Annotated in this window: 20 protein-coding genes; 11 read left to right on the forward strand and 9 right to left on the reverse strand. The window is 71.9% G+C overall.

Annotation, left to right across the window (positions count from 1 at the left end):
* On the reverse strand, window positions 1-799 hold a 799-nt coding region (locus tag VF647_06990; GenBank protein ID HEX8451822.1), incomplete at its 3' end, for a hypothetical protein.
* 148 nt (window positions 800-947) lie between these two features.
* Between VF647_06990 and VF647_06995 the strand changes: the two genes are divergently transcribed.
* The 10 genes from VF647_06995 to VF647_07040 all read left to right on the forward strand — a co-directional run bounded on the left by VF647_06995 (window position 948) and on the right by VF647_07040 (window position 10,620).
* Window positions 948-1,595, forward strand: a complete 648-nt coding sequence (locus VF647_06995; protein HEX8451823.1) for a hemolysin III family protein — start codon at window positions 948-950, stop codon at window positions 1,593-1,595.
* A 545-nt stretch (window positions 1,596-2,140) separates the two neighbouring features.
* Window positions 2,141-2,608, forward strand: a complete 468-nt coding sequence (locus VF647_07000) for a tRNA (cytidine(34)-2'-O)-methyltransferase (protein ID HEX8451824.1) — start codon at window positions 2,141-2,143, stop codon at window positions 2,606-2,608.
* A 122-nt stretch (window positions 2,609-2,730) separates the two neighbouring features.
* Window positions 2,731-3,651: a malate dehydrogenase gene (mdh, locus tag VF647_07005; protein ID HEX8451825.1), complete on the forward strand. Its 921-nt coding sequence runs from the start codon at window positions 2,731-2,733 to the stop codon at window positions 3,649-3,651.
* 71 nt (window positions 3,652-3,722) lie between these two features.
* Window positions 3,723-4,277, forward strand: a complete 555-nt coding sequence (gene sdhC, locus VF647_07010; GenBank protein ID HEX8451826.1) for a succinate dehydrogenase, cytochrome b556 subunit — start codon at window positions 3,723-3,725, stop codon at window positions 4,275-4,277.
* Window positions 4,274-4,711, forward strand: coding sequence for a hypothetical protein (locus tag VF647_07015; protein HEX8451827.1), 438 nt, complete (start codon window positions 4,274-4,276; stop codon window positions 4,709-4,711). Before sdhC ends, VF647_07015 begins: the two co-directional genes overlap by 4 nt.
* On the forward strand, window positions 4,708-6,447 hold the full coding sequence (gene sdhA / locus VF647_07020) for a succinate dehydrogenase flavoprotein subunit (GenBank protein ID HEX8451828.1): 1,740 nt from the start codon (window positions 4,708-4,710) through the stop codon (window positions 6,445-6,447). The genes VF647_07015 and sdhA overlap by 4 nt, the downstream gene beginning before the upstream one ends.
* Complete coding sequence (locus tag VF647_07025) at window positions 6,447-7,289, forward strand: succinate dehydrogenase iron-sulfur subunit (protein ID HEX8451829.1); 843 nt, start codon at window positions 6,447-6,449, stop codon at window positions 7,287-7,289. The genes sdhA and VF647_07025 overlap by 1 nt, the downstream gene beginning before the upstream one ends.
* A gap of 226 nt (window positions 7,290-7,515) precedes the next feature.
* Entirely contained in the window at window positions 7,516-9,390 is a 1,875-nt protein-coding gene (locus tag VF647_07030; protein ID HEX8451830.1) for a S41 family peptidase, read from the forward strand.
* A gap of 695 nt (window positions 9,391-10,085) precedes the next feature.
* Window positions 10,086-10,313 (forward strand): hypothetical protein, encoded by a 228-nt coding sequence (locus VF647_07035; protein HEX8451831.1) that lies wholly within the window; start codon window positions 10,086-10,088, stop codon window positions 10,311-10,313.
* Between the two features lie 76 nt (window positions 10,314-10,389).
* A complete protein-coding gene (locus VF647_07040; GenBank protein ID HEX8451832.1) occupies window positions 10,390-10,620 on the forward strand; it encodes a hypothetical protein in 231 nt (76 codons plus the stop codon).
* Window positions 10,621-10,691: 71 nt separating this feature from the next.
* Here VF647_07040 and VF647_07045 read toward each other — a convergent pair whose 3' ends face one another.
* The 8 genes from VF647_07045 to VF647_07080 all read right to left on the reverse strand — a co-directional run bounded on the left by VF647_07045 (window position 10,692) and on the right by VF647_07080 (window position 18,550).
* A complete protein-coding gene (locus VF647_07045; protein ID HEX8451833.1) occupies window positions 10,692-12,632 on the reverse strand; it encodes a DUF885 domain-containing protein in 1,941 nt (646 codons plus the stop codon).
* Window positions 12,633-12,860: 228 nt separating this feature from the next.
* Window positions 12,861-13,835 (reverse strand): hypothetical protein, encoded by a 975-nt coding sequence (locus VF647_07050; protein ID HEX8451834.1) that lies wholly within the window; start codon window positions 13,833-13,835, stop codon window positions 12,861-12,863.
* 108 nt (window positions 13,836-13,943) lie between these two features.
* Window positions 13,944-14,876, reverse strand: a complete 933-nt coding sequence (locus tag VF647_07055) for a hypothetical protein (GenBank protein HEX8451835.1) — start codon at window positions 14,874-14,876, stop codon at window positions 13,944-13,946.
* Window positions 14,873-15,295 carry a lasso peptide biosynthesis B2 protein gene (locus tag VF647_07060; GenBank protein ID HEX8451836.1) on the reverse strand — a complete coding sequence of 141 codons (423 nt, stop codon included), beginning with the start codon at window positions 15,293-15,295 and terminating at the stop codon, window positions 14,873-14,875. The genes VF647_07055 and VF647_07060 overlap by 4 nt, the downstream gene beginning before the upstream one ends.
* A complete protein-coding gene (locus VF647_07065; GenBank protein HEX8451837.1) occupies window positions 15,292-15,564 on the reverse strand; it encodes a PqqD family protein in 273 nt (90 codons plus the stop codon). Before VF647_07065 ends, VF647_07060 begins: the two co-directional genes overlap by 4 nt.
* A gap of 11 nt (window positions 15,565-15,575) precedes the next feature.
* Entirely contained in the window at window positions 15,576-16,904 is a 1,329-nt protein-coding gene (locus VF647_07070) for a hypothetical protein (GenBank protein ID HEX8451838.1), read from the reverse strand.
* A gap of 448 nt (window positions 16,905-17,352) precedes the next feature.
* Window positions 17,353-18,381 carry a radical SAM protein gene (locus VF647_07075; protein ID HEX8451839.1) on the reverse strand — a complete coding sequence of 343 codons (1,029 nt, stop codon included), beginning with the start codon at window positions 18,379-18,381 and terminating at the stop codon, window positions 17,353-17,355.
* Between the two features lie 13 nt (window positions 18,382-18,394).
* On the reverse strand, window positions 18,395-18,550 hold the full coding sequence (locus VF647_07080) for a hypothetical protein (protein HEX8451840.1): 156 nt from the start codon (window positions 18,548-18,550) through the stop codon (window positions 18,395-18,397).
* A 301-nt stretch (window positions 18,551-18,851) separates the two neighbouring features.
* Here VF647_07080 and VF647_07085 point away from each other — a divergent pair, with 301 nt between their 5' ends.
* Window positions 18,852-21,191 carry an ATP-dependent DNA helicase RecQ gene (locus VF647_07085; protein HEX8451841.1) on the forward strand — a complete coding sequence of 780 codons (2,340 nt, stop codon included), beginning with the start codon at window positions 18,852-18,854 and terminating at the stop codon, window positions 21,189-21,191.
* Window positions 21,192-21,247 lie beyond the last annotated feature (56 nt).

Raw genomic sequence — 21,247 nt, forward strand, 5'->3', positions numbered from 1 at the left:
CGCGCGTCCAGTGGTTTAGCTCCAGCGCGTCGTTCAGCGCGGGCACCAGATCGTCCGGGAGCTTGTCGCGCGCGCCCGGCTCGCTCCCCACCGGGAGGATGGCGACGCGGAGGGTGCCGCGGCGAAGCGCCTCCTCCTGCAGGGCGAGGGCGCGGCTGGCTTCGGGGCTTTCGCGGCCGAAAAGGGCAGCGGCGGCGCGGGCGCGCTCGTGTGCGGCGCGGTACTGGCCCGCGCGCAGCCCGGCCTCGGCCCAGCCCAGCTGCGCTTCGAAGCGGGCGCGGTCCAGCCCGGCGCGCTGGCCGGGACCCGGCTCCCACCGGCTGGCGCGCTCCAGCCGGCTCACCGCCTCGTCGAAGCCGCCGCTCCCCTCCGCCCGCTCCGCGTACGCGATGGCGTCGTCGATGGCACGGTCGAAGGTGGCGCGGCGCCGCTGCGCGTAGTCCGCCGGCATCGTGAGCCGCACGCCGACCGCCGCCGCGTCGCGGCCGAGCGCGTCCAGGCGCAGCAGCGTGTTCGCGGCCTCCGCGGCGCGCCCGGAGGCGCCGAGCGCGGCGGATTCGGAGATGGCCTCCTGCACGGCGCGGTCGCCGGTCTCCTGCAAACGAGCGCGGGCGCTGGTGAGCGACGGGTCTTTCTTGAGGGCGTCGATGTAGCGCTCGGCGGCGTCGGCGGGGCGGCCGCGCTGCTCGAGGGCCATGCCCTGGTTCATGCGCTTCTCCGCGCTGGCGCAGGCGGCAAGGACGAGCACCAGGGCGGCGCTGCCGCGGCGGGTCCAGCGCGCGACGGTATGGGAGGTCACGGGAGTGTCTCCGGCAGGGTGTGGATTTCGGTGTGGGACCTCTGTTCGCGCTTACACCGGCGGGGCGGGGGAGGGTTCCGGGGCCGCGGCCGGGTTCCTGCGGATACGGTGTGGCGCGATGACGAACCGTGCCACCCGCGAGTCCCCGATGGACGCTGCATCCGCTTCCAGCCGCGAAGAGCTGGCGAACGCGCTCACCCACGGTGCCGGGCTCGTGGCGAGCGCCGCCGGGGCCGCCATCCTCGTGACCGTCGCCGTCTTCCGCGGCGACGTGTGGGCCGTCTTCAGCAGCGCCGTCTTCGGCGCGACGCTGGTGCTCCTCTACGCGGCGTCTACGCTGTACCACGCGGCGCGCACGCCGCGGGTGAAGGCGCGGCTCCAGGTGTTCGACCACTGCGCCATCTACCTGCTGATCGCGGGCACCTACACGCCGTTCACCCTGCTCGGCCTGCGTGGCGGCTTCGGGTGGACGCTGCTGGCGGTGGCGTGGGTGTTCGCCGCGGCCGGCGTCGTCTTCAAGCTCTTCTTCACTGGCCGCTTCCCCCGCCTCTCCACCGCGCTCTATCTGGGGATGGGGTGGATGGCGATCGTGGCCGCCAAGCCGATGCTGGAGCGCTTTCCGCCTTCGACGCTGCTGTGGATCGTGGCGGGCGGGCTGGCGTACACGGGCGGCACGGTCTTCTATCATAGCCGCCGCATCCCGTACGCGCACGCCATCTGGCACCTGTTCGTGATCGCGGGGAGCGTCTGCCACTACTTCGCCGTGCTGGCGCAGGTGGGTGGCGGGACGTCGTGACGCCGCGGGGGGCATCGTCCCCGCGTCGCCGGGGGGCGGGTTGTTGGGATGGGTGCGGGCGTGGGCCCCGCGCCCGCACACCGGGGGCTAAAGCCCCCGGCTGGAACTACGCGAAGACCGCTGAAGCGGTCTCGTGACTTTGTCATCCTGAGTGACGCGCCTCACCGTCCTCTGCCGCGCTCCGGATTGTGGCGCGGAGCGAAGGATCTACTGCGCGTGACGCGGGGACCGTTCATGCCCGCCGTCCTCTTGCCTCGCGGGCTAGATCCTTCGATCGCCGCCGGAGTTCGGGGCTCGACGCAGGTCTGTGAGGCGGCTCTCTCAGGATGACAAGAAGGGGTGGAACGCGCGCCGCCCTCCGCGTGAGTCCGCGAAGGCGGCCTTTGTGTTTTCCAGCCGCGAATTCATTCGCCCCTGGAATGCGGACTCCTGAGGAAGCCCAGTCCTGCCCCTCCGGGACAAATCTCGCCCGGGAGTCCGCGCAGGCGGACTTTGTGCTGTTGTTGCCGCGATTTCAATCGCCAAGGCCAGGCCACACAGACACCATGCTGACACCCAACCAGATCGCCGTAGCGCTGTACGAGCCCGAGATCCCCGGGAACGCGGGGGCGATCGCGCGGACGTGCGGGGCTACGGGGGCGCCGCTGCACCTGATCGGGAAGCTGGGGTTTTCCTTTACCCATCCCAAGGCGAAGCGGGCGTTGATGGACTACTGGCAGCACGTGGAGTATCACGTGCACGTGGCGTGGGCGGACTTCGAGGCGGGCATCGGGGGGCGCAGGACGTGGATGTTCACGACGAAGGCGGAGCGGGGGCTTTGGGAGACGGAGTTCGTGCCGGGGGACGTGCTGGTCTTCGGGCCGGAGTCGCGCGGGCTGCCGGACGACGTGCTCGCCACCGCGCCCGGCCGCCAGGTGCGCATCCCCATGCGGCCGGAGACGCGCAGCCTCAACCTCTCAACCGCCGTGGGGGTGGCGCTTTACGAGGCGCTGCGGCAGGTCGACCGCGGGTGAAACACGGGGCCCGCGCGGGGCCCCGTCTTCCGTTGACACGTAGTGCGGGCGCGTCTATGTTGCCCCCGCTTCCGGCAGGGCCGCGGAGCCACACAAACCACGCATCCAAAGCTCGGGGATACATGGACAAGATCACGGTGGTCGGGGCGGGGAACGTCGGCGCCACGGCGGCGCAGCGCGTGGCGGAGAAGGAGCTGGCGCGCCAGGTGGTCCTCATCGACATCGCCGAGGGCGTGCCGCAGGGGAAGGGGCTGGACCAGTTCCAGTCCGCCCCCATCGAAGGCTTCGACTCGCGCATCATCGGCAGCAACGGCTACGAGGAGTCCGCCGGGTCCGGGATCTACATCGTCACGGCCGGCATCGCGCGGAAGCCGGGGATGAGCCGTGATGACCTGCTGAACACCAACGCCGGCATCGTGCGCCAGGTGAGCGAGAACATCGCCCGCGTGTCGCCCGACGCCATCATCATCATGGTCAGCAACCCGCTGGACGTGATGAGCTACGTGGCGATGAAGGCCAGCGGCTTCCCGCGCGAGCGCGTGATCGGCATGGCCGGCGTGCTGGACACGGCCCGCTACCGCGCCTTCCTGGCGATGGAGCTGGACGTGTCGGTGGAAGACATCCAGGCGATGGTGCTCGGCGGCCACGGCGACACCATGGTGCCGCTGATCTCCTACACCACCGTGAGCGGCATCCCGGTGACGCAGCTGATGGAGCGGTCGAAGCTGGACGCCATCGTGGACCGCACCCGCAACGGCGGCGCGGAAATCGTGAAGTTCCTCAAGACGGGGTCGGCGTACTACGCGCCCTCCGCCGGCGCGGTGCAGATGGCGGAGGCCATCGTCAAGGACAAGAAGCGCATCCTTCCCTGCGCCGCGTGGCTGCAGGGCGAGTACGGCATGCGCGACCTCTTTTTGGGCGTGCCGGTGAAGCTGGGGCGCAACGGGATGGAGGGGATCATCGAGGTGGAGCTGACCGACGACGAGCGCGCCGCGCTGCAGAAGTCGGCCGACGCGGTCCTCGAGCCGATGGCGCTGGTCTGACGCACCCCCGCCGGCGCCGCTCCAAAGGGGCGGCGCTGGCTTCAAGGGGTGCAACACCAAGGTACCGACACATGGCAACCCGCATCGAGAACGGCGCCGGCAGCGTGCGCAACGTCCGCAACACCCGGCTCACCGAGTCGCTCCGCTACAAGGGGCGCGAGGGGATGTGGACCTGGATGCTGCACCGGGTCACCGGGCTGGGCATCCTCTTCTTTCTCCTGATCCACGTCTTCGACACCGCGCTGGTGATCTACTGGCCGGACGTGTACAACGAGTCGCTCGACATCTACCGCCACCCCGTGTTCCGGCTGGGCGAGCTGGCCATCTTCTTCTCGGTGCTGTACCACGCGCTCAACGGACTGCGCATCATCATCCAGGACTTCTGGCCCCACGCCATGCGCCACCAGCGCAAGCTGGGGCTCGTGGCGCTCGGGGCCAGCGTGCTGCTGATCCTTCCGGTCGCGTGGATCATGATGGCGCCGATCTTCGGCCTCGCCGACGAGCCGGGGGTGGAGCGCCACCGCGCGCGGATGGAGCAGCTGCGGTCCGAGGGCCGCACGCCGGCCGCGCACGGCGCCGAGGCGACGCCGGGGGTGCTGGACGTGCCAGTGGAGACGCCGCGATGAACGAGGAGACGATGTACAACGTGGCCGTGCGCGGCGCCCCGCGGCGCGGCGGCGGCTTCGAGCGGCCCAGCGCGGCGCGCAGCAACTTCGAGCTGTACTCGTGGCTCTTCATGCGCGTCAGCGGGCTCGTGCTCATCTTCCTCTCGCTCTACCACCTGGTGTGGTGGAACCTGGTGGTGGGCGTGGAGCACCTGGACGCGGACCTGGTGCGCGAGCGGTGGACCAACCCGTTCAACCGCCTCTACAACGTGGCGCTCTGCGTCTTCGCCATGCTGCACGGCCTCAACGGCCTGCGCTACAGCATCGAAGACTACGTGCGCAAGCCCGGCCGGCAGGTGGCGGTGAAGGCGGTCGCCTACACCCTTCTCCTGGCGGTGATGGCCTGGGGCGTCTTCGCCCTCCTCACATTCGACCCGACGGTCCAGGCGCGATGATCCACACGCATACGTACGACGCGCTGGTGGTGGGCGGCGGCGGGGCGGGGCTGATGACGGCCATCTACCTCAGCCGCGCGCCCGGCCTGCGCACGGCGGTGATATCCAAGCTGTACCCCACCCGCTCGCATACCGGCGCCGCGCAGGGCGGCATCTGCGCCGCGCTCGCCAACCTGGAGGAGGACCACCCGGAGTGGCACGCGTTCGACACCGTGAAGGGGTCGGACTACCTGGGCGACCAGGATTCCATCCAGGTGATGTGCGAGGAGGCGGTGCCGGTGATCATCGAGCTGGAGCACATGGGGCTCCCGTTCAGCCGCACGCCGGACGGCAAGATCGCCCAGCGCCCCTTCGGCGGGCACACGCACCACTTCGGGCAGGGCCCGGTGCGCCGGAGCTGCTACGCGGCCGACCGCACGGGACACATGATCCTGCAGACGCTCTACCAGAACTGCATCAAGGCCGGGGTCGACTTCTACGACGAGTACCAGGTCGTGGACCTGATCATGGCCGACGACGGGCGCTGCGGCGGGGTGATCGCGTACGAGGTGGCGACGGGCGACCTGCACATCTTCCGCAGCAAGGCGGTGGAGTTCGCCACGGGCGGCTTCGGGCGCGTGTGGTCCATCACCTCCAACGCCCACGCCAACACCGGCGACGGGGTGGCGATCGCGCTCCGCCGCGGGATCCCGCTGGAGGACATGGAGTTCTACCAGTTCCACCCCACGGGGATCTACCGGCTGGGTATCCTGATCACCGAGGGCGTGCGCGGCGAGGGCGGCATCCTGCGCAACGACCACGGCGAGCGCTTCATGGAGCGCTACGCCCCCACCATGAAGGACCTGGCCAGCCGCGACGTGGTGGCGCGCGCCATCAGCAAGGAGATCCGCGAGGGGCGGGGGATCGGGGGGAAGAAGTACGTCTATCTCGACGCCACCCACCTGGGCGCGGACGTCATCGAGAACAAGCTGCCGGACATCGCGGACTTCTGCCGCACCTACCTGGGGATCGACCCGGTCAAGGAGCCGATGCCCATCCAGCCCACGGCGCACTACGGCATGGGCGGCATCCCCACCGACGTGGAGTGCCGCGCGCTGGATGCGCAGCACGCCGTGATCCCCGGCCTGTACGCGGCCGGCGAGTGCGCCTGCGTCTCGGTGCACGGCGCCAACCGGCTGGGCACCAACTCGCTGCTGGACCTGGTCGTCTTCGGGCGGCGCGGCGGGATCGCGATGGCGGAGTTCTGCAAGACGGCGGAGCTGCCGCCCCTTCCCGCCCGCCCCACGGCGCGCATCGAGGCGGAGTTCACGCGCATCCTGGCCACGCAAAAGGGCGAGCCCGCCGCCCGCATCCGCGAGGAGATGCAGGACGTGATGCAGGACGCGGTCGGCATCTTCCGCGAAGGGCCCGGGATGGAGGCGGCGCTGGTCAAGGTGCGCGAGCTCAAGGCGCGCTTCCAGAACGTGCTGGTGATGGACAAGGGGAAGAACTTCAACACCGACCTGCTGGAGGCGTGGGAGCTCGGCAACCTGCTGGACCTCGCCGAGGTGACCACGGTGAGCGCCATCAACCGCACCGAGAGCCGCGGTGCCCATCTGCGCGAGGACTACCTGGACCGCAACGACGCCGAGTGGCTCAAGCACACCCTGGTGACGCAGGCGGAGGACGGCACGCTCGGCATCTCGTACAAGCCGGTGGTGATCAAGCAGTTCGAGCCGAAGGAAAGGGTATACTGATGAAGGCCGAGACCGAAGGGCAGGGCGGCGCCAAGCGCGACTCCACCACCGCCGACGCGAGCTCCGCGGGCACCGCCGCGGCGGCCGCGAAGGCTCCGGCGCAGAAGACCGCTCCGCCGTCGAAGGCGGGCGGGGTGAAGCCGGTGACGGTGCGCGTCTTCCGCTTCAACCCGGATACCGACGCCGCGCCCAGCTACGCCGAGTTCCAGGTGCAGGTGGACCCCACCGACCGGGTGCTGGACGCGCTGAACGCCATCAAGTGGTACCAGGACGGCACCCTCACCTACCGCCGCTCCTGCGCCCACGGCATCTGCGGGTCCGACGCCATGCGCATCAACGGCGTCAACCGCCTCGCGTGCAAGGTGCTGATCCGCGACGTGGGCCAGAAGGTGACGGTGGAGCCGATCATGGGGTTCCGGGTGAAAAAGGACCTCGTGGTGGACATGGAGCCCTTTTTCGCGCAGTACCGCTCCGTGCTCCCGTACTTCATCAACGACGGGCGCACCACCGAGCGCGAGCGCCTGCAGTCGGTGGACGACCGCGAGAAGTTCGACGACACCACCAAGTGCATCCTGTGCGCGGCGTGCACCACGAGCTGCCCGTCGTTCTGGGCCAACGAGAACTTTGTGGGGCCGGCGGCCATCGTGAACGCGCACCGCTTCATCTTCGACTCGCGCGACACGGCGGCGGGCGAGCGGCTCAGCATCCTGAACGACCGCGAGGGCGTCTGGCGCTGCCGCACCATCTTCAACTGCACCGAAGCCTGCCCCCGCGAGATCCGCATCACCAAGGCGATCGGCGAAGTCAAGAAGGCGATCCTGTACGGGACGGCGCGGGTGTAGGGCAGGCCCCCTCCCCCGCTCGTCACCTCGCTGCCCCCTCCCCCAAGACTACCGGGGGGAGGGGGCTTCGCATGTAAAACCCTCGAACGGCCTCCGCCATCCAGCGACGAAACGGCTCGGCCGTACGCGCGGGTGGCCGATTGGGCGAGCCACGCTTGAGCGCGGCGCGAGGAGCCGCGACAGTTGGCGCACCCCGCCGTCTCCTTCCGCGCACCCGATTCGAGCGATGACGAAGCTTCCCGGCCGTCTCCTGATCCCTCTGCTCCTCGCTGCTTCCCCAGCCGCCGCGCAGCCGGTGCCCGGTGGGCCGTGGCTGTTCACGCTCCGCCCGGCCGGGGGCGGCGAGCTGGTGGTGAGGCTCGCGGTGGAGCCGGCGGGCGCGGGAGGCTGGCAGGCGTTCTCGCGCCCCGGCGCGGCGGGCGAGCTGGCAGGGTGGCCCCGCGCGACCCTGGGGCGCCTCCTGGGCAAGCTCCCGCCGCGCGGCGCCCTCGTCCGGGTGGAGAATGGCACCGCCACCACGCGCGAGGGCCAGGTGATGGTGACGGGGCGCATGGTCTCGTTCGGGCTGGGGGAGCGGACCCTTTCCGGCGTGCTGGCAGACGGGCGCATGCGCGGCGAGCTGCGGCGCACCACCGGCGCGCCGGCGGGGACGTTCGAGGCCGTCCCCGCGACCGACGTGCGCCCGGTGCGCGACTACCGCGCGCTCGCCGCGCGCATGCGCGACTCCGTGGCCGTCCGCATCTACGATCCGTCGCTGCTCGGTCGGCCCGAGTGGCGCTCCTTCTTCCGCGAGCTGGACGCGCGCTTCGCAACCGTCCCGGACGACGTGCACGCCATGGCGGTGTTCTACGCGCTCACGCCGCGGCTGCGCATGTCTCACCTGGAGCTGTTCCGCGACCCGGTCCGCGCCGCCACCCCGCTCGACTCGCTCCTCGCCGACGACCCCAATCCCGGCGCGCTGGTCGGTCTCTCCTTTCCCGCGCCCGGGGTGGCGCGGCTCCGCGTGGCGAGGTGGTCCGGCGTGACGGCCGCGGTGGACCGGGCGTTCGTGCGCATCGACTCGGCCGCGCCACACACGCTGATCCTCGACATCCGCGGCAATCCGGGTGGCGACGTGAGCTCCATGTCTCCCGTGACGCACCTGGTGCGTGACAGCGTGCAGGCGGGAGTGTTCCTGGGGCCGGGCTGGTACCGCACCCACCGCGCGCCGCCCACGCCCGCCGAGCTCGCCGCCATCCCCGTCCTCTCGGACGGCGGCGCCAGGACGGTGATCCACGGCGTGCGCCGGCACGGGGCGCTGCGGGGGGTGGTGCCGCCGCGGGCGCCGTACTTCGGCGGCCGCGTGTTCCTGCTGGTGGACGGGAGGTCCGGGAGCGCCTCCGAGCCCCTCGCGCACCTCCTGAAGACGACCGGGCGCGCGACGCTGGTGGGAGAGCGGACGGCGGGCGGCATGCTCTCCGCGCCCCCGCACCCCGTGGGCGACGGGTGGATGATGATCTTCCCGGAGGCGGACTACTTCGCCGCGGACAGGACGCGGCTGGAGGGGAACGGGGTGAGGCCGCACGTGGCGGTTGCTTCCGACCGCGCGTTCGCCACCGTCGCGGAGCGCATCCGCGCGGATCAGCCGTACGCGGGGGCCCTGCTCCTGGGCGCGGCGCACCAGGAGGCAAACCGGCTCGCCGAGGCGGAGCGGTGGTTTGGCGAAGCGGTGCGGCTCGCGCCGGACAGCATGGCTCCGCTGCGCGGCCTCGCCTCCGTGCACGCCGCGGGAAAACGGTGGGACGCGGCCTTCGCGGCGCTGGACCGGCTGCTCGCGCGTGACCCCGGCGACGCCTCCGCGCTCTACAATACGGGGCGGGTGGCCGCGCTCTCCGGCCTCCGTCTCGAGAGCGGCGAACGAGCCCTGCGCGCCTACCTCGCCCGGCCGCATCGCGCCGATCTCCCCTCCCACGCCGCCGCGCACTGGCGCCTGGGGATGATCATGGAGGCGCGCGGCGACTTCGCGGGGGCGCGGCGCGAGTACGGGTCGGCGCTCCGCCTGGAGCCGCAGCACGCCGATGCCCAGGCCGCCCTGCGCGCGCTGAACGACCGCGCGCCTTGAACGGCGGGGCTCACGCGGAGACACGGAGCCGCAGAGAGAACTTCGTCTTCCTCTGTCTCCTCCCCTTTTTGTCATCCTGAAGGAGCCGCTGCACTGACCCATGTGCCCACACCAAAGCCTGGCGGCGACTGAAGGATCTAGCCGGCGAGGCAGGTGGACGGCGTGTGACCACGAGGCCCTCGGCACGCGCAGTAGATCCTTCGCTCCGCGCCAGAGGCTGGGGCCGGGCACAGGTGGGTGAAGGCGTCGCTCAGGATGACAGGATGTGCGTTCGGCGGCGCGCCATTCGGTGCCGGCTGCGGGCGACGGCGTGTGGACGGGGCACGGGCAGCCACGTGGGGCGGCCCCTACGCGATCTGTCCCGGGGGGCGCGTGGGTCGGTGCGGGGGAAAGGGAGGGCAGACACGCAGGTCTGCCCCTACGGGATTCGTGGGCGTGGGGCCGGCGGCGGGGTGGCTGAGAGGGTGGGCGCGATGAATCGGCGATGAATCGCGCCCCTACGAGACATCGGCGAAGCGCGCGCAGGGTTCTCCCCCTCACCCGCCCTGCGCCCCCGCAGGCGGGGGAGGGGGGCAGGGGGGAGGGGGCCTTCAACGCTCAGTTTCGGACGGAATGGATATTGCGCGAATCGCGATGGCGCTTCGGTACTCCTGCCGGAGCGTCGTGCATCTCCATTTCCCATCCGGGGAGGGCGTATGCGGCTTCGTCTGGCGTACCTGATTCAGGCAGTATTCGCGATGCTGGTGGCGGTAGGGCTGAGCTTCGGCGCGAGCCGGGCAATGGCGAGCGAGCAGACGGCGGTGATGGCGTCGTGCCCCGCCGAGGGATACGACTACTACTACGCCCCCTGCGCCAACGCCTGTCCGCGCAGGCAGGGGTACTGTTCGTACGACGGCTTCTGCCGCTGCGGAAACATCCCCTGAGTACCGAGACGCAACGCTGGTCCCGGCGTTCCGGTAGCCGCCCGAGCGCCACCCACACCGAAACTTTGGAGGACGCATGAAGCTTCGTCTGACGTACCTGATCCAGGCGGTGTTCGCGCTGCTGGTCGCGGTGGGGCTCAGCTTCGGCGCGAGCCGGGCGGTGGCGAGCGATCGGCCGGCGGCGGCGCTGGTGTCGTGCCCCGCCGAGGGGTACGACTACTACTACTACCCGTGCGCCTACAGATGCCCCGGAGGTCAGGGGTACTGTTCGTACAGCGGCCAGTGCCGGTGCGGATACATCCCCTGATCGATCGCGGAACGAGCTGAAACCGGCCCCGCACCTGTTCCTGGTGCGGGGCCGGTCTCGCTCGCGGCGGCTCAGCGGCGCGCGTCGGCCATGAACGCGTCGCGGTAGAAGCCGGGCGGGATCATCCCCATCCGCATGAAGCGCTCGTGGAACTCCCGGGGCGAGTAGCTGGAGCCGCGCGCCTGCCGGTACGCTTCGCGGAGCTGGATGATGGCGTTCTTGCCCAGATTGTAGGTGATCGCCTGGGTGGGCCACTTGCTGTAGCGGTAGATGGCGCGCTGGGCGCCCTCCGCCACCGCCTTCGCCGTGGGGTCGCTCTCGCCGCGGGCGCGGGCGTTGGGGTAGAAGTTGACGTTCGCGGTGAAGTAGTCGACCGCCTGGTCGTAGGTCATGCGGCCGGTGTGCATCCCCACGTCCACCACGATGCGCACGGCGCGCAGGAGCTGCCCCTGGAGCTCGTACATGTACTCGCCCGCCGTGTAGAACCCGTACGGGCGCTCCAGCGTCGCCTCGGACATCAGCTCCTCGGAGTAGAGCCCCCACCCCTCGGCGGCCATCGAGTCCTGCCACATGGATGCGGAGTCCTCCACCGCGCCCGGGGTCAGCCAGCGGATGTTGGAGATCCCGCGCGCGTTCTGCGTGAGGAACTTGTAGTGCCAGTCGTGCCCCGGGAACCCCTCGTGGATCGCGGTGTCGGCGACGGACGCGCGGTTGTTCAGCCCCAGCGCCGCCGGATCGTTGTCCGTGGGGGTCAGGTAGAAGCGGCCCACGCCCGACCGCTTGAAGGGCGGGGCGGGGTAGTACGCCGCGTCGATGGTGCTGCGCAGCACGGGCGGCGTGGGATAGACGTCCAGGCGGTAGTCGGCCGGGATGTCGAAGAGGCCGCGCTCGCGCCCGTACTGCACCGCGCGCTTGCCGGCGTCCACGTACCACTGCAGCAGCTCGTCGTCGTTGCGCGGGGCATCCTTGGCCAGGTGGTCCATCACCGCGCGCACGCCGGCGTTCTTTTCGTCGGTGGTGCCGAAGGGGATGGCGAGGTTGGCGTCGCGAGCCACCGTCTGGGCGACCTCGTAGATCTTCCCCTGGTAGAGCGCGACCTGCTCCTTGCCGTAGTCGAAGAGCTGCTGCGCGGTGCGGGTGTCGCGCAGGTTGTTCCGCACGCGCCACATGTACTCGCGCTCGCCCACGGCGAAGCGGTCACGTCCATCCGCGCCGTACGTGCGGCGCAAAAAGAGGGCGAAGTCTTCGTACGATGCCGCCGCGCGCCCGGCGGCGGTGCGCAGGCGCGCGAGGGCAGCGGCGGCGAAGGGACGGCCGCCCATCAGCTTCCTGGCGAGCTCGGGGAGCACGGTGCGGAAGTACTGCGCATTGGAGCGGCTCCCCACGATCCCGTCGCGCTCCACCATGCGCCAGTCCGGGATGTTCCCCGCCGCCTTGCCCGCGGCGAGGTTCCCCCGTGCGGCCGTGAGGTAGCCCGGCACCGCCTGCAGCCGCGCGACCACGAGATCCCACTCCGCGGCGGTGCCCAGCAGGCCGCCACCGGCGTCGGTCATCTGCTGGATCTGCCAGTCGATGCCGCGAAAGGGCTCCGCCACGTAGGTGTCCACCGAGCGCTGGTGATAGCGGAGGTCCTCCAGCTGGTGGAGGATGAAGTCGAGCTGCGCGCCCATCACCGCGTGGTCGATGCGCTCCGCCGGCAGGAGCGACGCGGGGCGGATGGCGCTCCACGCCCGCTTCGTCGCGTGGTAGAAGGCGCGCTCCGCGGCGAGCGCGGCGGGCCGGTAGTCGCGCAGCCTTCCGTTGACGGCGCGCAGCGTGGGCGAGTACGCGTCGCCGCCCAGGTAGGTGGCGGTGACGGGGTTCAGCGCCAGCACGCGCACGAAGTAGCGGTCGCGCAGCGCGCCGAACCCCGTCTGCGCCTCCGCCGCCGCGCCGATCCCCTCCAGGCTCGGCAGGACACCGAAGGCCAGCGCCGCCTCCGCGCCCCGCCGTACGAACGAGCGTCTATCCAAACGTGCCTCCGAGAACGGGTTGAACGACATCGCACCCCCGCTGCTATCCTCGCAGACGGCGCCGTGTTCCACAAGACCCCTCACGCAGAGGCGCAGAGACGCAGGAGAGGACTCCGCGACCTCTCTCCGCGTCTCTGCGTCTCCGCGTGAGCCCTGCTGTTGGGGTACCACGAAAACGGGCCGGCGATCGCTCGCCGGCCCGTCTCTCTCTGACCTCGCCTCCGCCGCTTACGACTCGTTGTAGACGCGGCCGGACTGCACGAGGCGCTGGCGGGCCGTGTTCCCCGGCACCGCGATGTGCGTGGCCGGATCGTACTCCTTGCCCACCGCCGGGCTCCCCTGCGGAACCCAGATCTGCGTGGTCGTGTGGCTGTAGCCCTCCGGAATGTAGCGCACGTAGTAGCCGTCCGGGTGCAGGCTCCAGCGCCCGGACGGAACCTCGCGGCTCCCGGGCCCCATCGGCGCCATCCCCGCCAGCACCGCCGCGGCCTCGAGCTGCTGGAACGAGGTGCCGGGGTTGGTGAGCATCTGGCGGATCTGCGCCTCGGCCTGGAAGACCTGGCGCACCAGCGGCGGCACGCGGCTCATGGCGGCGTCCATCGCGGGGCCGGGGACCATGTCCAGCGCGGTGCGGTTGAGCGCGGCCAGCTGCTGCGGCGTCAGCAGGCGCGCGGCGGTCGCCTTGTGTTCGTTGCTCAGCTCCTCGAACTTGGCGCGCGCGATGATCGCCCACAGAAGCGTCTGCACGTCGTGCTGGTGGATCTCCGGGTGGTTCACCGAGTTGCGCAGGATGGACTTGACCGCGTCCTCGGCGGGGCCGGCGGTGGGCGCGTAGATGTAGCCGTCGCCGCCGCCGGGGCCGTGCGTGCCGGCCTTGAGGCAGTAGCTCTGCGTCTCCATCTCGTAGTACCCGGGCCGCAGCACGAAGCCGCCGCTGGGGGTGCGCTGGAGCTGGAGCATGGAGCGCTTGGCGTCGCGCGGGGTGAAGTTGTCGAGCGAGTCGACGGCCCAGCGCGCGTCCGGAAGGCTGGTGGTGATCGGCGGATCGCCGCGCAGCACCGCGTCCACGTTCATGCGGCCCGCGGCGCGCCCCAGCGTGCGGCCGAGCCCGCCGATCTGCGCGCTCGCCGCGTCGGTGGCGGCCACCGTCAGCGCCAGCGCGAGCGCGGCCGGGCCGATGCGTCGAAGGATGGAAAGTGTCATTGGGTGCGACCTCGTGCGGATGTTTGGGGGGAGGGAGTCCGGCCATCGGGGCTCCCCGCCCGGAATATTAAAATGAAGTTGGGCGAAGGAACAGGTTTTTGTTACCGGTCAGATGACCCATGCCGGGCGCAGCCGCGCGGCCAGGAGCGGCGGGTCGGCGTAGCTGTCCAGCCCCAGCCGCAGCGCGAACGCGGGGAGCGCCGCCGCGTCGCGCAGCAGGGCGAGCACCGACGGGGCGCTTCCCCGGTCCGCGAGCAGCCACGGCGACTGGCGGAGGAGCGCGGCCAGCGCGTCGGCGGCGGGGCAGGGCGCGACTTCGGTCGGCCGCCCCGGCTCCACGCGCGGAAAGAGGAGCCCGGCGAGGGGCGCGGCGTCTGTCCACTGCCCCGGCCAGCGCGCTCGCGGGTCGATCGCGCCGCGGCGGCCCACGGGAGCGCCCGCTTCCCATCCCTCGTCCATGTGGAAGTGGCGCGGCCATCCTTCCACCTCGATCCCGCCGCCGGCGCGGGCCAGCACCACGTTGTCGTCGGACACGTAGCCCCATCCGCAGCGGAGGAGGTTGGCGACGGTGGTGCTCTTGCCGGCGTGCGTGTCCCCCACCAGCAGCCACGCGCCGCCATCGGGCGCGACCACGCCGGCCGCGTGCGCCAGCGTGCGCCCCATGCGGTTCAGCAGCAGGGCGCAGGCGAGCGAGGCCATCGAGTACAGTTCCCAGCGCGTGGCGTCATCGTTCGCGCCGGTCGGTGCGCGCAGCTCGGCCGTGCCCGCCTGCAGATCGACATCTCCCGAGCAGCGTGCGGCGTTCCCCGCGAGCACCGCGTTGTCGCCCTCCACCCACACGTCCGCCGTCCCCAGGCGCAGCGATGGACGTGCGGTGGGCGGCGCAACGGGATCGCCGCGGACGACGCGGAGCACGGCGCCGTGCGGGTCGGGCGTGCGCTCGGGGTAGGGGAGGAGCGGGAGCCAGCGGTCCAGCAGGGGGATGAGATCGGGGCCGGCCTCCACGCGGAGGGCGCCGTCGCGCAGGAGGACGTGCGTCACGCGCGGCCGGCCAGGGGACGCAGGGCGGCGGCGGCGGGATCGGCATCCGCGTCGGCCTGGGCGCCGCGGACCACCCAGGCGTGGGCGATCACCTCCGCCCCCTCCGTGCCGACGCCGATGCGGAGGCGCGCGTCCACTCCGTGGGCGCGGAGCACCAGGCACTCGGCGACGCTTCGATAGAGGCAGGTGTTCCGCCAGCGGCCGCCCGGCACGCGCGCCAGCACGCGCAGCGCTCCGCGCGTCGCACGGACGGCACCGCGCGGCGGCTCGGCACCGGCGTGCGCGTGGGGGGCGGGCTCCAGCAGCGTGCGCCAGCGCCCGTCGCTCAGCCACCCCGCCGTACGCAGCGCGGCGCGGACGCCGGCGATCGGCCCCCACCCCTCCACCGCACGGGGGGGAGGAAGGGCGCGCTCCGTCATCCCGGGACGACGAGGCCGCGGGCGGCGAGCTCGCCCAGGAGGCGGTCCAGCTCGGCGGCGGCGGTGGGGCGGTCCACTTCGAACTCCGCGAGCAGGCTGTCCAGGAGCTGCTCGCGCTCCAGGCCGCGCTCCATCCCCTTCCACAGCAGCGCGGCGGTGGCGTTGAGGCGGAAGTAGTTCTTGGTGTCCATGTGCAGGAGGACGGCCTCGCCCTCCAGGTGCGCCGTCAGCACCTCGTCGGGGACGGCGTAGCGGGTCGTGGTGTCCATCGAAAGCTGGGTCAGGGGATTCCGGCGGGGTTGCGCGCGCTCCCCGCTCCGGTGGGGATGGCGTAGCTCGTGGCCGGGGCGGCGGGATCGATCCAGCGCAGCTGCCCACCCGCCGCGGCGAACTCGGTGTAGACCAGGCGTCCGTCCGCGGTCCAGGCCGGCTGCCCCGCGGACAGGGTACCGGAGGTAAGCTGCGTGATTGCACCGTTTGACAGCACCATCAGGTAGATGCGCGTCACGCCGCCGCCCGCACGGTCCGACGTGAAGGCGAGGAAGCGGCCATCGGGGCTGAACGCCGGCTCGAGCTCCAGTGTGCTGCCGCCCGCCAGGAGCACGGGTGTGCCGGCCGGGACGAGCGTGAACACGTCCGGGCTTCCCCGTTCGGTCGAGGTGAAGGCGAGCCTGCTCCCGTCCGGCGCCCACGACGGCGAGGCGTCCAGCGCGAAGCCCGCGCCGAACGTGGGTGCGGCCGGGGCGGCCCCGGTGCCGTCGCTCGCCGCGAGCCAGAGCCGGGGGAGGCCGCTGGCGCTGCTGATGTACGCGATGCGCTGCCCGTCGCGAGACAGGGCGGGCATCGTCTCGCCGGCGCTCGTGCGGGTTAGGCGCGTGGCCTCGCCCCCGCTCAGCGCGATGCTGTAGAGCTCCAAGTTGCTGTCCAACCGCAGGCTGGAGAAGACGATGCGCCCGGCCGCCACCGTGGGGTCGCTGTCTTCCGCGGCGTGCTCGGTCAGGCGCGCCAGGTCGCCGCCATCGAGCGCGACGCGCCAGAGGTCGCGGTTGCCGTCCACCACCCGGTCGAACACGATCGATGGCGGCACGGCGACCGTCAGCTCGCGCGCGCCCTCGTCGCGGCCGGCGGTGGCGCGCAACGTGACCGTTCCCGCGCGCAGCAGCCTCACCGAGTCGCCGCCGAGCGCCTGGCCCGCATCGGCCGGGGTGAAGGCGAGGGCCGCCGTGCCGGCCGGCAGCGCCACTCCGCCCTGCGTGACCGCCACCCGCACCACCGCGCCGCGCTCCATCCGCCCCGTCACTTCCAGGGCGAGCGGCGGGGGCGCGGTGACGTCGATCGTCCTGCTCCCGCGCGAGGCTCCCGCCGCGGCGCTGACGGTGAGGCTGCCAACCTTGAGGAAGCGCAGCGAGTCGCCGCCCAGCAGCTGCACGGCGTCGGCGGGGGTGGCCTCGAGCGTCACCTGCGCGGCGGGGACGACGACGCCCGCGCGCAGCGCCCGCACGTGCACCACCGAGTCGCGCGCGAGCGTCCCTTGCAGCTCCAGCGTGAGCGGCCCGCTGGGCGGGTGCGTGACGCCCGAGCCGGGGTCGCCGCACGCGGCCGCGAGCATGGCGATGAGTGCTATGTGTAGCGGGAACCGCATGGGCGAGCAGGGATTACGAGGGATACCGCCGGGCGGACTTCTGGAATCTAAGGGAAAGCGCGGGAAATCGGGATGGGGCGGGATGGCCTGTTCTAGGAGAGAATGAATGAATTCGCCGCTGGAGCCACGCGGAGCGTGAACCCACTACCCTGTCATTCTGAGTGAGCCGCCGGGCAGGGCCTCCGTGGAGCGGGCCGGATCTCGTTGCGGCGAACGAAGAATCTAGCCGGCGCCGGTTCGAGGCTGGTGCGAGTGCCCCCGGCCTCTGCTCACGCGCAGTAGATCCTTCGCTTCGCGCCAGAGGGTGGTGACGGGGCGAGGATGGTGAGGCGCTTTGCTCAGGATGACAAAGGGGCGCGAGTCCGCGAAGGCGGACTTTGTGCTGTTGTTGCCGCGAGTTCACTCGCCCGGGCAATCAGACCCGCGCGGCGTAGGTGAGCGGGACGAGGCGGGGGGGGAGGAGGACGGTGGGGGGGAGGGCGGCGCCGGCCCAGGGGCTGGACGGGTAGTCGCGGATCCAGGCCATCTTCCCCAGCGCGCGCGCGCAGCGGATGCAGGGGAAAGGGTCGAACGGGTCGCCGCCGTGGGGGAGGCTAGCGGCGCGCTGCGCATCCAGCGCCTCCTCGTAGCGCGGCCACACGTCCAGCAGCGACGTCTTGTTCAGGTCGGCGACGACGTCGGTCTCGTTGGAGCCGTACCCGGAGAGCTGGCAGCAGAGCGAGAGGCGCCCGCGCGCATCGACGTAGATGCGGTTCTTCTTGAAGGTCTCGCAGAGGGCCTCGGGGCCGTCCGACGGTGCGCCGTAGTCGAGCATCACGGCCGTGCGGCGGCCCTCGGCGGCGAGGGCGAGGATCTCGTCGCGGGCGGAGTACCACTCGCGCGGGGCGAGGTCGCTGTCGCGCGCGGCGCTACCGCCCACCGGCTGCGCAAGCGCGAAGTCGATCGACAGGCACCCAAGCGCCTCCGCCAGGTCCGCCGCCTGCCGAAGCTGGTGCCGGTCGCGCCGGTCCACCACGAAGCCGAGCGAGGTGGGGATCTGGCGGCTGGTGAGGAGCGCCACCGCCATCAGCACGCGCCGAAAGGAGCCGCGCCCCCGCTCCCCGTCGTGCACCTCCTCGTCCGCGCCCGAGAGCGAGACGCGCACCCGGGCCGGGGGGTAGCGATCCAGCGCCGGCATCAGGCGGCGCATGTGCCAGCCGTTGGTCACGAAGCGGTACGTCACACCCCGCTCGTGCAGCCCCGCGATGATCCGCTCCCACTCCGGGTGCAGCGTCGGCTCGCCCCCGGTGATGGACGCGGCGACCTCGTCCCACAGCAGTCGAGCCTGATCGACCGTGCGGAGGATCAGGCCCGCGTCCAGGTTGCGGACGGTGGAAACGTCATCGCGGATGCAGTGCGGACAGCGGAGGTTGCAGTGCTCGGTGATCGCCAGGCCCAGGAGCATCAGCGGCCGTGCGCTACGGGCAGACGGTGCTGCTGCCGCAGGGGATGCCCCCGCCGGTCTGCAGCGTGAGCTCGGTGAGACGCGGAAGGTCCTTCACCTCTGGCGCGACCCAGCCGCGGCGCGGTGCGGAGCGGGGTGCCTGGGGCGGAGCGGTGCGGATCGGGTCCATGGTCGTCGGGGGCAGGAGAGACGGGATGTTCGGGCGCGGGGGGCGCCGGGGGTGTCGTGCGCCGGGGTGAGCTGGCGGGCGGACGATCCTGCGTGTGCGGACTCCAAAGTAGCACGCTCCGCCGTCCTTGTGCAATCCTATCGCACGCGGGCCTTTCCACAGTCCCGGCGCGTGCGGGAGCGGGAGCGGGCCGCGCGCGCCATCGCGGGGACGGGTTTCGCGCGGGAAGGTGGACGGCGTGAACCCCGGCGGCGGTGTCGGGTACGGGGGGCGCAACACCTTCATCCCGCACCCGCGCCCGATGCTCACCGAGCCGTTCCAGACCGCCGTAGACGATCCGCTGGAGGAGGCACGCGAGGTCCTCCGCCGCCACTGGGGATACCCCGACTTCCGGCCGGGGCAGGACCAGGCGGTGCGCAACGTCCTGGCGGGGGCGGACTCGCTGACCATCATGCCCACCGGCGGCGGCAAGAGCCTTTGCTACCAGGTGCCGGCGATGATGCTGCCGGGGCTCACGGTGGTGGTGTCGCCCCTCATCTCGCTGATGAAGGACCAGGTGGACTCGCTGGCCCGCGTGGGGCTCCCCGCCACCTTCATCAACTCGTCGCTCTCGCCGGACGAGATGTCGATGCGGATGATGGCGGCCGAGAGCGGCCAGCTCAAGCTCCTGTACGTCGCGCCGGAGCGCTTCGACGGGGAGCGCTTCATCCGCCGGCTGGCCGCGATGGACGTGTCGCTGCTGGCCATCGACGAGGCGCACTGCGTGAGCGAGTGGGGGCACGACTTCCGCCCGTCGTACCTGCGCCTGGGCGAGGTGCGCCACGCCCTGGGCGACCCGCCCATCGCCGCGCTCACCGCCACGGCCACCGAGGAGGTGCGGCGGGACATCGTCCGCCAGCTCTCCCTGCGCGACGCGGCCACGCTGGTGACCGGCTTCGACCGGCGCAACCTGGTGTGGCACGTCCTGCGCGCCAAGAACGACAGCGAAAAGGACCGCCTCCTCCTCAAGCTCCTGCGCGGGCGCGAGGGATCGGCCATCGTGTACGCCTCCACGCGCAAGAACGTGGACGCGCTCACGGCGCTGCTGCGCGGCACGGGGATCGACGCGGTGGGCTACCACGCCGGCATCCAGGACCTGGAGCGGAAGCGCATCCAGGAGCGCTTCATGAGCGGCGCCGCGCAGGTGGTGGTGGCCACCAACGCCTTCGGGATGGGGATCGACAAGCGCGACGTGCGCATCGTGGTCCACTACAACATGCCCGGCAACCTGGAGGCGTACTACCAGGAGGCGGGCCGCGCCGGGCGCGACGGCGGCCCCTCCGACTGCGTCCTCCTTCACTCGTACGCGGACCGCTTCACCCACGAGTTCTTCATCGAGACCGCCAACCCCCCGCGCCGCGCGGTGGAGGCGATGATGGACACCCTGCGCGGGGGCGCCGACGCGTCCGGCGTGTGCTCCGTGGGCCTGGTCGAGCTCGGGCGCATCGTGCCTGGGATCAAGGGCGACCGCATGGCCGGCTCCGCCCTGCGCGTGCTGGAGCAGTTCGGGCTCGTGCGTCCGCTGGGGCCCGCGGGCTCCGGTGTGCGCGTGCGGCTGGTGGCGCGGCCGGACCGCATCTCGCGCGAGCTGGCGGGGCGCACGGCGGAGCTGGAGCTGCTGCGCACCATCTGGCGGCGGGGCGGGGGAGAGGCGTCGTACCGCGGCACCGAGCTGGAGTGGGGGATGCTCGGCGTCCCGGGCGGCCGCGGCGAGGCGATGCGGATGCTGGACGGGCTGCAGGACGGCGGCTTCCTGGAATGGGGCCAGGCCGGCGGCGACGGCATCTGGGTGCTGGACCGCACCACCCCCATCAACCGCCTCCCCATCGACTGGCGCACGCTGGACGCCAAGCGCGAGCGCGACCTGCGCAAGCTTCAAAAGGTGCAGGCGTACGGCTACACCGAGGAGTGCCGGCGCGGCTTCGTCCTCCGCTACTTCGGCGACCCGGCCGCCATGCGCGAGTGCGGCGCCTGCGACAACTGCCTGCGCGCGGGCGGTCGCCCCGCCGTGGCCGGCGCCGGCGCGTCCGAGGCGGTGGACCTGGGCACCTCGTCCACGCGCCGCGGCCCCAGCCGCACCGCACGCCGCACCGACCTGCTGGACCGCCTGCGCGAGATGCGCGACGAGCTCTCCCGTCGCCACGATCTCCCCAGGGTGTCGATCCTCAACGAGGAGGTGCTGAAGTCGATCGCCGAGTACGCCCCCGCCACGCCGGAGGAGGTGCTGCGCATCCCGGGCGTCACCCCCGCGCTGCTGGATCGCTGGGGCGCGCCGCTGATGGACGTCCTTGCCGCCTTCGCCACCGAGAACGGAGGCCGCAAGATCGGCCGCCGCCCCCCCGCCGAGCCCGCCCCCAGGCGCGAGGTCGCACCGCCCTCCGCCGAGGAAGCCGACCTGTACGGCCGCCTCAAGGCGCTGCGCTCGAAGCTGGCCAAGGAGGCGAGCCTCCCCTCGTACTGCATCTTCCCCGACAAGACGCTGATCGAGCTCGCCCGCCGCCGCCCCGGCGACGACGCGGAGATGCTGGAGGTGCCGGGGGTGGGGCCGGCGAAGCTGGAGAAGTACGGGGAGGCGTTTCTGGAGGTGCTGCGGGAGGGGTGAGGGCCCCCTCCCCCCGACCCCCTCCCCCGCCTGCGGGGGCGCAGGGCGGGTGAGGG

It is taken from the genome of Longimicrobium sp. (assembly GCA_036387335.1).
Taxonomy (GTDB): Bacteria; Gemmatimonadota; Gemmatimonadetes; order Longimicrobiales; family Longimicrobiaceae; genus Longimicrobium.